Origin of the sequence: Hymenobacter metallicola (assembly GCF_004745645.1) — a bacterium.
In the GTDB taxonomy this organism is placed as follows: domain Bacteria; phylum Bacteroidota; class Bacteroidia; order Cytophagales; family Hymenobacteraceae; genus Hymenobacter; species Hymenobacter metallicola.
The window spans coordinates 359,314-373,725 of sequence record NZ_SRMB01000002.1 but is presented as its reverse complement, the minus strand read 5'-3'; the positions used below and the strand labels follow the sequence as shown (position 1 = coordinate 373,725).

7 protein-coding genes are annotated in these 14,412 nt (G+C 60.6%); 6 read left to right on the top strand and 1 reads right to left on the bottom strand.

All coding sequences use genetic code 11. The features are described from left to right. The first annotated feature begins 163 nt into the window (after nt 1-163). On the top strand, nt 164-547 hold the full coding sequence (locus tag E5K02_RS12450) for a hypothetical protein (protein WP_135395107.1): 384 nt from the start codon (nt 164-166) through the stop codon (nt 545-547). Between the two features lie 78 nt (nt 548-625). On the opposite strand, the gene E5K02_RS12445 is transcribed toward E5K02_RS12450, so the two are convergent. Continuing rightward, complete coding sequence (locus E5K02_RS12445; RefSeq protein ID WP_135395106.1) at nt 626-1,417, bottom strand: NUDIX hydrolase; 792 nt, start codon at nt 1,415-1,417, stop codon at nt 626-628. Between the two features lie 595 nt (nt 1,418-2,012). Here E5K02_RS12445 and E5K02_RS12440 point away from each other — a divergent pair. The 5 genes from E5K02_RS12440 to E5K02_RS12420 all read left to right on the top strand — a co-directional run bounded on the left by E5K02_RS12440 (nt 2,013) and on the right by E5K02_RS12420 (nt 14,058). Beyond that, nucleotides 2,013-5,204 carry a SusC/RagA family TonB-linked outer membrane protein gene (locus E5K02_RS12440; RefSeq protein ID WP_135395105.1) on the top strand — a complete coding sequence of 1,064 codons (3,192 nt, stop codon included), beginning with the start codon at nt 2,013-2,015 and terminating at the stop codon, nt 5,202-5,204. Nucleotides 5,205-5,252: 48 nt separating this feature from the next. Beyond that, nucleotides 5,253-6,752 (top strand): RagB/SusD family nutrient uptake outer membrane protein, encoded by a 1,500-nt coding sequence (locus tag E5K02_RS12435; protein WP_135395104.1) that lies wholly within the window; start codon nt 5,253-5,255, stop codon nt 6,750-6,752. Nucleotides 6,753-6,926: 174 nt separating this feature from the next. Next, the gene (locus E5K02_RS12430; RefSeq protein WP_135395103.1) at nt 6,927-8,654 is read left to right on the top strand and encodes a carboxylesterase/lipase family protein; all 1,728 of its coding nucleotides are present in this window, start codon (nt 6,927-6,929) and stop codon (nt 8,652-8,654) included. Between the two features lie 213 nt (nt 8,655-8,867). After that, entirely contained in the window at nt 8,868-11,093 is a 2,226-nt protein-coding gene (locus E5K02_RS12425; RefSeq protein ID WP_206025954.1) for a glycoside hydrolase family 3 C-terminal domain-containing protein, read from the top strand. Between the two features lie 106 nt (nt 11,094-11,199). Then, nucleotides 11,200-14,058, top strand: coding sequence for a TIM-barrel domain-containing protein (locus E5K02_RS12420; RefSeq protein WP_135395102.1), 2,859 nt, complete (start codon nt 11,200-11,202; stop codon nt 14,056-14,058). The last annotated feature ends 354 nt before the right edge of the window (nt 14,059-14,412 follow it).

The following is a 14,412-nucleotide window of genomic DNA, read 5'->3' as shown; positions in this document are numbered from 1 at the left end:
GGCAGATGCAACGGCGTCGGTTTCGTAGGCAGCAGGGTAGAAAGGGTGCTTATACTGCCGGCCGGAAAGTAAGTTGTTAGTGTCGGGTTTGGGGGCGTGTATTGTTGCGCGCAAACTCCTATTTTGCCTCGTTCACTTATTCAACCCCTTCATTCAGTACCGTATGCAGTCTTCTTTTACCCGTTTAGTGCTTCTGCTCACTTTGCTCATCCTGCCCTTGCTGCCCCACCGGGCCGCGGCCCAGGCTGGCAAATACACCTACCTGCAGATGACGACTATTGAGTCAGTAATTGCTGGTGGCATGGGCCGCTCCAAAGTTTCGTTTACTCCCGAATTCAAGGGAGCCAAAGAGGCGCCTATGGAAAACCTCTTCAGCCTGACCGGCTTGAACATGGGTAATCTGCGCAAAAACGAAGAAACCATCCACTCCTACATGCAGCAGATTTCCGAGGACGGCTGGGAGCTGGTTACTTCCGTTCCCCTGACTTACTCGCTGCAGGGCAGCGGCCTGTTCATGACGCGCTACATATTCCGCAAAGCCAAGTAGCCTGTGCGAAGTAGTGCGAAATAAAAAGCCCGGCCGTGAGCCGGGCTTTTTTTATACTATCAAGCATCAGAACTCGGCCTAAAACGACAGGATAGAGCCGTCCTCCAACGCCCGGCTGTAGTTGTCCAGGTCAAACTCATATAGGAAAGGGGAGCGGTGCGGCCCGATCTTCCTCTGCTCGTCGAGCTGCCGGATCAACCCCAGGGTGAGCAGCTTCTTGCGGAAATTGCGCCGGTCAATCTGCTTGCACAGGATGGTTTCGTAGAGGGAGTGAATTTCGGGCAGGGTGAATTTGTCCGGCAGCAAGTTGTAGCCGATGGGCTGCTGGAAAATATGGGCCCGCAGGGTTAGCAAGGCTTTCTGGATAATCTCGTTGTGGTCGTATACCAACTCCCGGGGAATGTCAGCCACGTTCAGCCAGCAGTAGTCATCCACCAGAAACTCCGGGGTCACGACCACCTGCAGGTAGTCGACCAGGGCGTAATACCCAATCGAGAGGGTGCGCTCCGACAGCCAGTGGTCGGGGCTGAGCGTGACGCCTACTTTGGAGTAGGTCGTGTTGTGGGTCTGCTCGGTTTTGATGCGGTTCATACGGGTGGCGCTGTCGCCGAAGGTGTAGAACTGCTGCAGGAACAAGCCCGTGAGCTGGGTTTTTTCGGCCAGAATGCGGTGGGCCGCTTCCGTCAGGGTTTCGTGGCGCCCGATGTAGCCCCCGGGCAAGCTCCAGTTTTCCTGCCCGTGGTGGCGAATCAGCAGGGTTTTGAGGTCGTGGTCGTGGTAACCGAAAATGGCGCAATCGATGGAAAGATGGGGCAAAAACCGTTCTGCGCCGTGGTGCACAAAATCCAGAACCTCCTCACGGGTATTCATAAGCGAAAGATTATTGCGTAGAATTTACGCATTGTAAGCAAATGTTTCTATATTCGGCCCGTAGACAGTGCCAAGAACGGCTGCAGCTTGCCCTCGCCCGATACGCAAGTTCCCCTTTTCCGGCTTAACCTCTACTGCCGCGCCCCCGAAATTCCCACTTTTAATCTTCACTGCATGCAAAAACCTACGTTGGCTTTCTAGTCCTGCATGGTGCCGCTCGACTGTCTTGTCACCTGAGCGTGAAGCCCGATGGGCCCTTTCTCGTACAGCAGCTCTGATGCTGGGTTAGTTGCACTTATCCTATCCTAGCATCATCTTGGGCTATGCCTGCATCCGCTTATTCCAAGCGCCATGCAAAGGCAAGTCTTTCCTACCGTGCCCGATTCGGGCACACCACACCTACTTGTCCTGTTTTTAAAGGCGCCTATTCTGTCGCCTGGCTCCGTGTGCCTATACCCGTCGGAATATTGAATTTTCCGGCGAGTGAGTTATCCATTCCGGTTACCACTCCTTTGCTTCCAGATGCTCTTCCGCCTCTGCTCAGCACCTTATTGCCTGCTTTGGTCTAATACGCTCCACTTAAAATCCCACTTCTATGCTTTCACAATCACACAGGAAAATCCTTTTACAGGGAGTAGTGCTGCTGACGGCGGGCAGCCTGCAAACGTTTGTGGCTACGGCAACGCCGCTCTACGCCAGAACTGCTGCCAGCCTGCGGCTGCAGCAGGCCGACGTGCGCGTGGCCGGCCGCGTAACCCAGGCCAACGGCGAGGGTCTGCCCGGCGTCACGGTTGTCGTGAAAGGCGGCACAGTGGGCACCAGCACCGATGCGGCCGGTAATTTCAGCCTGGAAGTTCCGGAAGGCAGCGTGCTGGTATTCAGCTTTGTGGGCTATACACGGCGGGAAGTGCCGGTAACGGGCGCTACCACCAACTTCAACGTGACGCTCGGGGAAGATGCCCAAGCGCTGGAAGAGGTAGTTGTGGTAGGCTATGGCACCCAGGAGCGCCAGAGCGTAACGGGGGCCGTTTCTTCCGTATCGGGCCGCGACGTGGCCACTCAGCCCGTAGCCGATGCGGCCCAGGCCATTCAGGGTCGGGCAGCGGGGGTGCAGGTTGTGTCCAACTCCGGGGCACCCGGTGGGGGCGGCACCTCGGTGCGGGTGCGGGGCATTACCTCGGCCGGCAACAACTCTCCGCTGTACGTCGTGGATGGGTTTCCGCTGCCGGCCGCCGTTGATGGCAACGGCAACGCCACGGGCAATGAGCTGAACAGCATCAACCCCAACGACATCGAAAGCATTGACGTGCTTAAAGATGCCTCGGCTACGGCCATCTACGGGGTGCGGGCCGCCAACGGCGTTGTTATTATTACTACAAAGCGGGGTAAGGCCGGGGTTTCCTCCATCAACCTGGATGCCTACGTGGGCACGCAGCAGGTGTGGCGCCAGATTCCGTTGCTCAATGCCCAGGAATTTGCCCAGCTCAACAACGAGGCGCGCCGCAACGGGGGACTCGACGTGATTCCCAAATATGCCAACCCCGGCGCCCTGGGCGCGGGCACCAACTGGCTGGACGAAATTTTCCGGCCGGCCAAAATTCAGAACTACGCCATTTCGGCCACCGGCGGCAGCGAAAAAGCCCGCTACGCGGCCAGTGCGGGCTATTTCCAGCAGGATGGTACCATCATCAATTCCAGCTTTCAGCGTTTTACGCTGCGGGCCAACGGGGAAGTGCAGCTTAGCAAAGCCCTGAAAATCGGCAATACCCTGGGTCTCACGCACCAGGAGGAACAGCCGCTCAACAACGAAAACAACGAGTTTTCGGGCGTTATCCAGCTGGCCCTGCAGGCGCCGCCTACGGCCCCGGCCTTCAACCCCGACGGTACGTACTACGAGTTTACCAGCGCGGATAACTACGGCGAGGAAAACCCCGTGACGGCGGCCCGCCGACCCCAGCTCAAGAACAACCGCAACCGGGTTACTTCCACGTTTTACGCCGAGCTGGAGCCTCTGAAGGGCTTGCGTCTGCGCACCAACGTGGGCACCGACCTGCAGTTTTTGCAGGGTGACCAGTTCTTTCCCTCCATCGTGGGCTCGTCGAAGTACCCAACGTCTCAGGCCACGGCCAACAGCAATTCCAACTACAGCCCCAGCTACCTGATTGAAAACACGCTGACCTACGACAAGCTCATTGGTACCAACCACCAGTTCAGCCTGCTGGTGGGGCAGTCGGCCCAGCAGTTCGACAACTTCTACCTGGGCGGCGGCCGTATCGGCTACAGCACCAACAACCTGACGATTCTGGACCGGGGCCCGGTGAATTCCCAGCTCAGCAACAACGGGGGCAACAGCCGCACCCGCCTGGCCAGCTACTTCGGCCGGGCCAACTACGAGTTTGCCGGCAAATACCTGTTTCAGGCTATTGTGCGCTACGACGGCTCCTCGGCTTTTGCCCCCGGCAACCAGTTTGGCTTCTTCCCCGGGGCCTCGGCCGGCTGGCGGATTTCGGAGGAAGAGTTTTTGAAGGACAACACCTACCTGAGCAACCTGAAGCTGCGCTTCGGCTACGGCCGGGTGGGCAATCCGCTCAACGCGGGTACGTTTGCTTACCTAACCACGGTGAACTCCACGCCGCAGTCGAACAACGGGGTGCCGGGCACGGGCTACGTGTTTGGTACCGGCAGCCAGTCGCAGGTAATCGGGGGGGCGCCCACGCGCCTGCAAAACACGGATCTGCGCTGGGAAAACAACGAACAGTTTAACCTGGGCATCGACGTGGGGCTGTGGCAAAACCGCGTTTCGGGCTCCATCGACCTGTACCGGCGCACCTCGCCCAACCTGATTGCCGCCGTGCCGGTCACCTACGTGTCGGGTACCAGTGAGAGCATCAATACCAACGCCGCTTCTTCCACCAACAAAGGGGTTGACTTCACCGTGACGACCAACAACTTTGCGGGCGAAGCCGGCGGCCTGACCTGGACAACCTCGCTGAACGTGAGTGCTTACCGCAACGAAATTACCTCCTTGGGTGCCGGCAAGCCCTTCGACGGACAAAATACCCGGGGCGGGGGCAACCTGGTGCGCTACGAGGCCGGGGTACCCTTCGGCTCGTTCTACGGCTACGTGGCCGATGGCCTGTTTCAGACGCCGGAAGACGTAAAAGGCCACGCCGTGCAGGTAGCTGGCAATGACCCCACCAAGAGCACGGCCCCCGGCGACATTCGCTTCAAGGACCTCAACAACGACGGCATCATCAACGACCAGGACCGTACCTACATTGGCGACCCGAATCCCGACTTCACCTACGGCCTGAACAATACGCTGGGCTACAAAGGGTTCGACCTGAACGTTTTCTTGCAGGGTTCCCAGGGCAACGACGTGTATAACCTGAACCGCTACTACACCGAGGGCGGCCTCTACGGGGCTTCCAACGCCAGCACGATTACGCTGGACCGCTGGACCGGGCCGGGCACCAGCAACGACATTCCGCGGGCCGTGGCCGGCGACCCGAACCAGAACCTGCGCATTTCCTCGCACTACATCGAGGATGGCTCCTACCTGCGCCTCAAGCTCCTGACGCTGGGCTACACCCTGCCCGCCACCCTGACCAAGAAGGTGTACACCCAGCGGGTGCGCCTCTACGTGAGCAGCCAAAATCTGCTGACGTTCACCAAATACAAGGGCTTCGACCCCGAACTAGGCAATCAGGGCGGCAGCTTCGGCGTCGACCGGGGCGTGTATCCGCAGGCCCGCACTTTCCTGGCCGGTATCAACATCGGCTTCTAGCAGCTGGCAAGCTGGCGTGAGTGTCTCATCCTATCAAATCTGAATCCCATGTTGCTAAAACCCACTACTCTCATTTCCCGGAACACGCTGGCCCTGGCCGTGTGCGCCCTTGGCCTGCTCAGCGGCTGCGGCAAGGAATTTCTTGACTTGCAGCCCCGCAACGCTGTGACGACCGAGATATTCTACAAAACGCAGAACGACGCTATTCAGGCTACCAATGCCGCGTATTCGCAGCTAAGCCAGAACGGCATGTTCAATTACTCGCTCTGGGGTATTGGCGACGTGATGTCGGATAACTCCTTTCTCGGTGGGGGTGGGGCGGCCGATGGTATCGAGTTTCAGCAGCTCGACAACTTTACCATTCCGGCTACCAACCCCCTGACCACCAGTCATTGGCAGCGCGCCTACCTGGGCGTGGGCCAGGCCAACCAGGTGCTGGCCCGCGTGCCGGCCATTGAAATGGACGCCACCATCAAGAACCGCTGCCTGGGCGAGGCGGCTTTTCTGCGGGCTCTGTACTACTTCTACCTCGTGCGCGGTTTCGGCGACGTGCCCCTGGTGCTGACTCCGCCACAATCGGCGGCCGAAGCCGCTGGCCTGAGCCGCACGCCCCAGGCCCAGGTGTACGCCCAGATCGAGAAGGATTTGCTGGACGCCATCACCAAGCTGCCCGCTACCTACTCGGGCGAGGATGTGGGCCGGGCCACCAAATGGGCGGCCATGGGCTTGCTGGCCAAGGTGTACCTGACCGAGGGCAAGATGACCGATGCTGCCACCCAGGCCCGCCGGGTTATTGCCGAATCGGGCAAAAGCCTGTGGACCAACTACGGCGACAACTTCAAGGTGGAAAACGAGAACGGACAGGAGTCCTTGTTTGAAGTGCAGTTCAAGAACGGCCTGAGCAGCTACACCACCGACGGGCCCGGTTCAGTGATGAACGAGTTCTGGGGAGCCCGCTTCTTTGGCAGCCCCTACGTGGTGTCGTCGGGTGGCTACGGCTTCAACATTCCCGAGAAGGAATTTGTCGACGGCTACGAGCCCGGCGACCTGCGCAAGGGTCCCACGGTATTCGTGCCCGGCGACAAGTATCCCGACGGCCAAGTGCAGCCCGCCTCCTTGGTCGGCGACCCGTTCGGCTTCAACATCCGCAAGTTCTTTGTGGGCACCGTGAATGTGAACAACTGGGATTCGCCCCTGAATGTGCCGGTGCTGCGCCTGGGCGAAATCTACCTGATCCTGGCGGAAGCCGCCGGCCCGGCCGACGGACTCGCCGCCATCAATACGGTGCGGCGCCGGGCCTTTGGCAACTCCCAGCACGATTTGCCCGCTGGCCTGAGCCCCGAGGCATTCCAAAAAGCTGTGCTGAAAGAGCGACGCTACGAGCTGGCCTTCGAAATGGACCGTTGGTACGACCTGAAGCGCACCGGCACGCTAGTTTCCACGATGAGTGCGTTAGGCAAAACCGTGAAGGAAACCAACAACCTGCTGCCCATCCCGCAGTCGGAGCGCAATGTGAATCCTAACTTAACCCAAAACCCCGGCTACTAAACCGCTTGCCGGTAGGCACTGACTGTGGGGTGTTCCGTATTGTGGGAAAAGTGGCGTCTGGCAACGGGCGCTGCTTTTCCCCGACGGCCACCCCAGCCAGCCCGGGGTTGTATCATGCCGTAAACCGGTTGTTACGTACAAACTCGTGCTGCCTTTCACTGCCATCTACTGTTTATGAAACCAACCCCAAATCCTTGCCCAACCGCCCAGCCCCAGGACTCCTCTCCGGCCACGGCTACGCTCCGCCGCGTTGTCGGTGGCTTACTCTTTCTGGCTGGCCTGCTGCTGACTACTGGCCTGCCGGCCACGGCCCAACCTGCTAAGAACGCTGCAGGCGTAGCCGCTACCCAGGTCCGGGTGGCCGAGGGCGTGCTGGAAGGCAGCGTTGGAACGGGTGGTATTCGCCTGTTTAAGGGGGTGCCGTTTGGGGCGCCGCCGGTAGGGGCGCTGCGCTGGAAAGAACCTCAGCCCGTGCAAAAATGGACCGGGGTGCGGGCGGCCAAGCAGTTTGGCCCCCGGGCTATGCAGCTGCCGCTCTACGGCGATATGAATTTCCGCTCGAATGGCGTCAGTGAAGATTGTCTGTATCTGAACGTCTGGACTCCGGCCAAGTCGGCCCAGCAGAAGCTACCCGTGCTGGTGTACTTCTACGGGGGCGGCTTTCAGGCCGGGGATGGTTCCGAGCCGCGCTATGATGGAGAGAGCATGGCGCGGCGAGGAATCGTGGCTGTTACGGTAAACTACCGCCTGGGCGTGTTCGGCTTTCTGGCTCACCCCGAGCTAAGCAAGGAAGCAGCCTACCACGGCTCCGGCAACTACGGCTTCATGGACCAGAGTGCGGCCCTGCGCTGGGTGCAGCAAAACATTGCCGCTTTCGGCGGCGACCCTCAGCAGGTAACCATTGCCGGGGAGTCGGCCGGCTCGATGTCGGTAAGCGCCCAGATGGTGACGTCCCTGGCCCAGAATACCTTCGCCCGAGCCATTGGGGAAAGCGGCTCAATGCTGAACACCGGCTTCGGGCCCGTGCCCCTGGCGGAAGGTGAGCAGGCGGGCGTCGCCTTTGCTACCAGCATCGGGGCTACTTCCCTGGCCGCCTTGCGGGCCCTGCCGGCCCAGCAGCTGCTCGAAGCCGCCGGCAAGCCCGGCGCCGGCCGGTTTGCGCCCACCATCGACGGCTACTTCTTCCGGGAAAAGCCTGCGGCCACCTTCGCGGCCGGGCGCCAGGCCAAAGTGCCCCTGCTGGTGGGTTGGAACTCCCAGGAAATGAGCCCGGGCTTTCTGCTGGGCCCCTTGCCACCTACGGCCGACAACTTCCGCGCCGCGGTGCAGAAGCTCTACGGCAGCCAGGCCGACCAAGCGCTGAAGCTGTACCCGGCCACCACCGAGGCCCAGGCCGAGCAGTCGGCTACGGACCTGGCCGGGGACCGGTTTATTGCCTACAGCACCTGGAAGTGGGCTGACGCGCACCTGCAAACCGCCAACCAGCCCGTGTACCGCTACCTCTACGCCCGCCCGCGCCCGGCCATGACGCCGGAAATGGGCAGTGCCACAGCTGGCCTGGCCGGAGGCGTTATCAAGAATGCCGGTACGGCTCCCAAGGCACCGGCTCCACCGGCTAAAGGTGCGGTGCACTCGGCCGAAATCGAGTACGCCCTGGGCAACCTGGCCTCCAACAAAGTGTATGCCTGGACCCCGGACGACTACAAAGTATCGGAAACGCTGCAAAGCTATTTTGCCAACTTCATCAAGACCGGCAACCCCAACGGCAAGGGCCTGCCCACCTGGCCCGCCGCCAAAGCCACCGAAGCCGGACCGGTGCTGCGCGTGGACGTGACTTCCAAGCTGGAGCCTGATGTGAATCGGGCCCGCTACCTATTCCTGGATCAACAGGCCGGCAAGTAGTGCCCGGCTCCTAAGCAACTTCTTTTCTCGGCAACTTCTGGGCAAGTTGTTGCCTGCCAATAGCCTGCCCAGCAGTGCTAACGGGCTGGCCTATGCCCCTGGCTCCGGGCTAGGCAACTACCACCGAGCTTTAGTCAACCTCTTACCCTTTCCTCTATGCCTTACCCTTCTCCACGTTTTGCATCCCTCTTGGGGCTTACTGTTTGTTCCGCTATGATGAGCATCTACGTTGCCCAGAGCAAGACGGGCCCGACCCCCAAAAAGCCCACGCCCAGGGAAAATCAGCAGGCCCGCCTCACGGCCAACGACGATAAAGTAAACGCGCTGCTCAGCAAGCTTACCCTGGAAGAGAAAATCAAAATGGTCCACGCCGTATCGTCGTTCAACTCGGGCGGCGTGGAGCGCCTCAATATTCCGGAGCTGGAAACATCCGACGGACCCCACGGCGTGCGGTTTGAGCACGGCCGGGGCTGGACGGCCCAGCAAGGCGTGGACGACGCCGGCACCTACCTGCCCACCAACAACACCCTGGCTTCGACCTGGAACCCGGCCCTGGGCTACGCCTACGGCTCGGTGCTGGGCGCCGAGGCCAACTACCGCGGCAAAGACATCATTCTGGGCCCCGGCATCAACATCATCCGGGCCCCCTTGAACGGCCGCAACTTTGAGTACCTGAGCGAGGACCCCTTCCTGGTCTCGAAGATGGTAGTGGGCTACATCAAGGGCGTGCAGGACCAGGGCGTATCGGCCTGCGTGAAGCACTACGCGGCCAACAACCAGGAAATTCACCGCAACGACGTGGACGTGGACATGAGTGAGCGGGCCCTGCGCGAAATCTATTTGCCGGGCTTCAAGGCAGCCGTGCAGGAAGGCGGGGTGAATACGCTGATGGGTTCCTACAACAAGTTCCGCGGGACCTGGGCCACCGAAAATGCCTACCTGATGAACGACATCCTGAAAAAGGAGTGGGGCTTCAACGGGCTGGTCATGAGTGACTGGGGCTCGGTGCACAACACCATGAACGCCCTGCGCAACGGCACCGACCTGGAAATGGGCACCGACCTGGTGCTGGCCTACCAGGGCACCTCCCAGACCTCGGGCAGCATCAACCAAGCCAAGCTCAGTGAAACGGTGTACGACCGGTTTTTCCTCGGCAACGCCGCCCTGGAAGCCGTGAAGAAAGACCCCTCGTTGCAGCCCCTGCTCGACGACAAGGTGCGGCGGATTCTGCGGGTGATGTATGCTACCAACATGCTGGACGGAGCCAAGCGCAAAGCCGGCGCCTACAACACCAAGGAGCACCAGGCCACGGCCCTGAAAGTAGCCGAGGAAGGCATCGTCCTGCTCAAAAACGACGGCAACATTCTGCCCCTGAAGAAAACGGTAAAGTCGGTGGCCGTCATCGGGGCCAATGCTACCCGGGAAAACGCCATGGGCGGCGGCAGCGCCCAGGTGAAGGCCAAGTATGAAATTACGCCCCTGCAAGGCCTGAAAAACACGCTGGGTACCAAGGCCAAGATTACCTACGCCCCCGGCTACAAGGTGGCCCCGGGCCAGAAAGCCGATGCCAAGCTCATTGCCGAAGCCGTAGCCGCGGCCAAAGCTTCGGAAGTGGCCATCATCGTCGGCGGCTGGATTCACGGCTACGATTACAGCAAGTGGGACCAGAATGCCTACGACGCCGAAAGCGTGGACAAGCCCGACATGAACATGCCCTTCGGCCAGGACGAGCTGGTGCAGGCCGTGCTCAAGGCTAACCCCAATACGGTCGTCGTGCTCATGGGCGGTGGCCCGATTGACGTGTCGGCCTGGGCCGGGCAGGCCAAGGGCATTGTGGAAGCCTGGTACCCGGGTATGGAAGGCGGCAACGCCCTGGCCCACATCCTGTTCGGCGACGTGAACCCCTCGGGCAAGCTGCCCCTGACCTTCCCCGTGAAGCTGGAAGACTCGCCGGCCCACAAGCTCGGCGAATACCCCAGCACCCCCGGCAACCCGCTCAAGCAGTTCTACAAGGACGACATCTATGTGGGCTACCGCTACTTCGACACCTACAAAGTCGCTCCGCAGTTTGCCTTCGGCCACGGCCTGAGCTACACCACCTTTAAGTACGACCAGCTGAGCGTGACGCCCGGCAAGCAAAGCGCCACCGTGAAGCTGCGCGTAACCAACACCGGCAAAACCGCCGGGGCCGAAGTAGTGCAGGTGTACGTGCACGACGACCAGGCCGCCGTGAAGCGCCCCGAGAAGGAGCTCAAGGGCTTCGACAAGGTCTTCCTCAAGCCCGGCGAGTCGAAAACGGTTACGGTGAACCTCGACTCCAACGCCTTTCAGTACTACGACGAAGCCAAAAAGCAGTGGGTGCTGGAGCCCGGCAAGTTCGACGTGCTGGTCGGCAGCTCCTCCCGCGACATTCGTCTTACCGGCAACGTGACGCTGTAAGCAACCCCCTGGCCGTCCAATTTCTTCCGCCCCCGGGTACGTCTGCTCGTGCTTGGGTGGCGGAAGAAAACGGACGGTTTAGGGTAAGCCTACTTATTCGCCCTCTATGGTCAATTCCTATTCCCGTGTTTTTCTTTTAAGTGGCGCTATCCTGCTGCCTGCCGTTGCTTCGCTGGCTCAAAAGGCCACGGTGCAGCGGCAGGCCGATGGCGTTGTGGTGCATCTGCCGCGCCGCAACGACCACGACCCGCGCACAGTGCGCCTGCAGGTAGTGTCGGATCAGATTATCCATGTGCAGGCCAGTCCGCAGGAAAGCATAGCCGCGCCGCCCAGCCTGATGGTCGTGGAGCAGCCGGCTACCGCCGTGAAGTGGCGGTACAAGGAGAAAAAAGGCTTGGGCACCATCAGCACGGCGGCCTTACGGGCCACGGTTTCGCTCAATACCGGCGAGGTCAGCTTCTTCGACTCAAAAGGCCAGACCATTCTGCAGGAGCGGCCGGGCGGGGGCAAAACCTTTCGGCCCGTGGTGACCGACGGACAGCCGCTCTACCAGATCGAGCAGGTGTTCGACTCGCCGGCAGGGGAGGGGCTCTACGGCCTGGGCCAGCACCAGAACGGCACGATGAACTACCGCGGCCAGCAGGTGGAGCTGGCCCAGAACAACACCGACGTGGCCGTGCCCTTCCTCGTGTCGAGCCGCAACTACGGCCTGCTCTGGGACAACTACTCCATTACCAAAGTCGGCGACACGCGCGACTACCAGCCGCTTTCTTCGCTCAAGCTCTATTCCAAGGACGGCACCCCGGGCTGGCTTACGGCTACCTACGTCCGCAAAGACAAGCCCGCGGAAGTGCTGGCGCAGCGGCCCGAGTCGGTGCTGAGCTACGAGTACCTGGAAGATCAGAAAAACTTCCCGGCGGGCCTCAAGCTCGGTCAGGCGCTGGTAACGTGGGAAGGCTCGATGGAGTCGGGCACGACGGGTTTGCACCACTTTCTGCTCAAGAATGCCGGCTACGTCAAGTTCTATGTCGACGGCAAGCTACAGGTCGATAAGTGGCGGCAGGCCTGGAACCCGGGTACTTCGGTCGTAGCCCTCAACCTGGAAGCGGGGCGGAAATACCCGGTTAAAATCGAGTGGAATCCGGACGGCGACGAGTCCTACCTGGGCTTGAAATGGCTGGGCCCGTTAGTCGGCCAAAGCCAGCACGAGTACGGTCTGGCTTCCGAAGCCGGGCAAAGCCTGGATTACTACTTCGTGCACGGAGCTAACCTTGATGAAGTGGTCAGCGGCTACCGGCAGCTCACGGGCAAGGCCCCGATGGTGCCGCGCTGGGCTATGGGGCTCTGGCAAAGTCGGGAGCGGTACAAAACCCAGCAGGAAATGCTGGACGTAGCCGCCGAGTTTCGCCGCCGCCGCATTCCCATCGACAATATCGTGCTCGACTGGTCGTACTGGAAGCCCGCCGAGTGGGGCAGCCAGGAGTTTGACCCCAGCCGCTTCCCCAATCCCGACGGCCTGATCAAGAGCCTGCACGAGCAAAACCTGCACTTCATGATTTCGGTGTGGGCCAAGTTCTACGAGGGCATCCCGGCCTACCGCGACTTTCAACGCAAGGGCTACCTCTACCCGCGCAACATTGCCAACCGCACCAAAGACTGGATTGCGCCCGGCTACACCTCCACGTTTTACGACGCCTTCAACCCCCAGGCCCGGCAGGCTTTCTGGGAGCTGATGAATACCAAGCTCTTCACCAAGGGCATCGACGCCTGGTGGATGGACGCCTCCGAGCCCGACATCTACTCCAACACCAACGTGCAAACGCGTAAGGAGCTGATGACGCCCACTTTTCTGGGCTCGGCCACCCAGTATTTCAACGGCTTTCCGCTTCAGAATGCCAAGGGAATCTACGAGGGCCAGCGCGGGGCGGCACCCAACCAGCGCGTGTTCCTGCTCACCCGCTCGGGCTACGCCGGCTCCCAGCGCTACGCCGCCGCCATCTGGAGCGGCGACATTGGCTCCCGCTGGGAAGACTTCCGCAACCAGATTCCGGCCGGGTTGAACTTGTCGTTGTCGGGCATTCCGTACTGGACCACCGACATCGGGGGCTTTGCCGTGGAGCGGCGCTACGAAAAGCCCAATGCCCAGGACCTGGAGGAGTGGCGGGAGCTGCAGGCGCGCTGGTTTCAGTTCGGGGCCTTCTGCCCGCTGTTTCGGGTGCACGGGCAGTTTCCGTTCCGCGAAATGTTCAACATCGCGCCGGAAACCCATCCGGCCTACCAAAGCATGCTCTACTACGACCAGCTGCGCTACCGCCTGATGCCCTATTTCTACTCGTTGGCCGGCCGGGTGCACCACGAAAACTACACCCTGATGCGGGGCCTGCAGATGGACTTCGCCGCCGACCCCAACGTGGGCAGCATCGGCAGTCAGTTTATGTGCGGCCCTAGTCTGTTGGTCAGCCCCATTACCGAGTACCAGGCCCGGGAAAAGCCCCTGTATCTGCCCGCCGGCACGGGGTGGTACAACTTTTACACCGGTCAGCACCAGGCCGGGGGCCGGCAGATTACGGAGGCGGCCCCGCTGGAACGCATGCCGCTGTTTGTGCCCGAAGGCGCCATTCTGCCCTGCGGCCCGGAACTGCAGTACGCTACTGAAAAGTCCGCTGACCCTATTACGCTCTACGTCTACACCGGCCGCGACGGGCAGTTTACGCTCTACGAAGACGAAGACGTGAACTACAATTATGAGAAGGGGGCCTTTGCTACCATTCCGCTGCGCTACGAGGAAAAAGCCAAAACGCTGACTATTGGAGCGCGGCAAGGCTCCTTCCCAACGATGACTGCCCAACGCACCTTTCAGGTAATCTGGGTTAGCCCCGACCGGCCGGCGCCGGTCGATTTCAAGCAGGCACCTCACCACACGGTTACTTATTCGGGGAATGCGCTTACCGTTCGTATGGAATAAGGTGCTGTACAGCTAGTATTTTCTGATACTCAGCGACAAGTACCCGCCCGGGTTGTAAATATGCTGACCTTTGTTACAGGTTTTTTATGGTGAGTGAATTTCTTCTGTGGGTGCTGCCTCTGCAAGGGCGGCATCCCACGGAAGTAATTAGGCCTGAATTCGCCGGACGTTTGGCGTCCCGTGGTAGCCCGTAGAGCAGATAAAGCCGCTAGCTCCGCCTTCCTCGCCCCGCCTCTGCTACTTCCCCATTGCCCGAAGAGCCAGGCCCTTCCAACGTACGGTCAGCCTCCGCTACCCTGAATGCCCTGGTGATAGGGTAGTTCTGGCATTCCAGGTCCTCTGCAGAATTTCGGA

Excerpts from the sequence above, each read along its gene's own strand:
- E5K02_RS12420 (WP_135395102.1), top strand. The coding sequence starts at position 11,200 with ATGGTCAATTCCTATTCCCGTGTTTTTCTTTTAAGTGGCGCTATCCTG.
- E5K02_RS12450 (WP_135395107.1), top strand. The coding sequence starts at position 164 with ATGCAGTCTTCTTTTACCCGTTTAGTGCTTCTGCTCACTTTGCTCATC.
- E5K02_RS12435 (WP_135395104.1), top strand. The coding sequence starts at position 5,253 with ATGTTGCTAAAACCCACTACTCTCATTTCCCGGAACACGCTGGCCCTG.
- E5K02_RS12440 (WP_135395105.1), top strand. The coding sequence starts at position 2,013 with ATGCTTTCACAATCACACAGGAAAATCCTTTTACAGGGAGTAGTGCTG.
- E5K02_RS12430 (WP_135395103.1), top strand. The coding sequence starts at position 6,927 with ATGAAACCAACCCCAAATCCTTGCCCAACCGCCCAGCCCCAGGACTCC.
- E5K02_RS12425 (WP_206025954.1), top strand. The coding sequence starts at position 8,868 with ATGATGAGCATCTACGTTGCCCAGAGCAAGACGGGCCCGACCCCCAAA.
- E5K02_RS12445 (WP_135395106.1), bottom strand. The coding sequence starts at position 1,417 with ATGAATACCCGTGAGGAGGTTCTGGATTTTGTGCACCACGGCGCAGAA.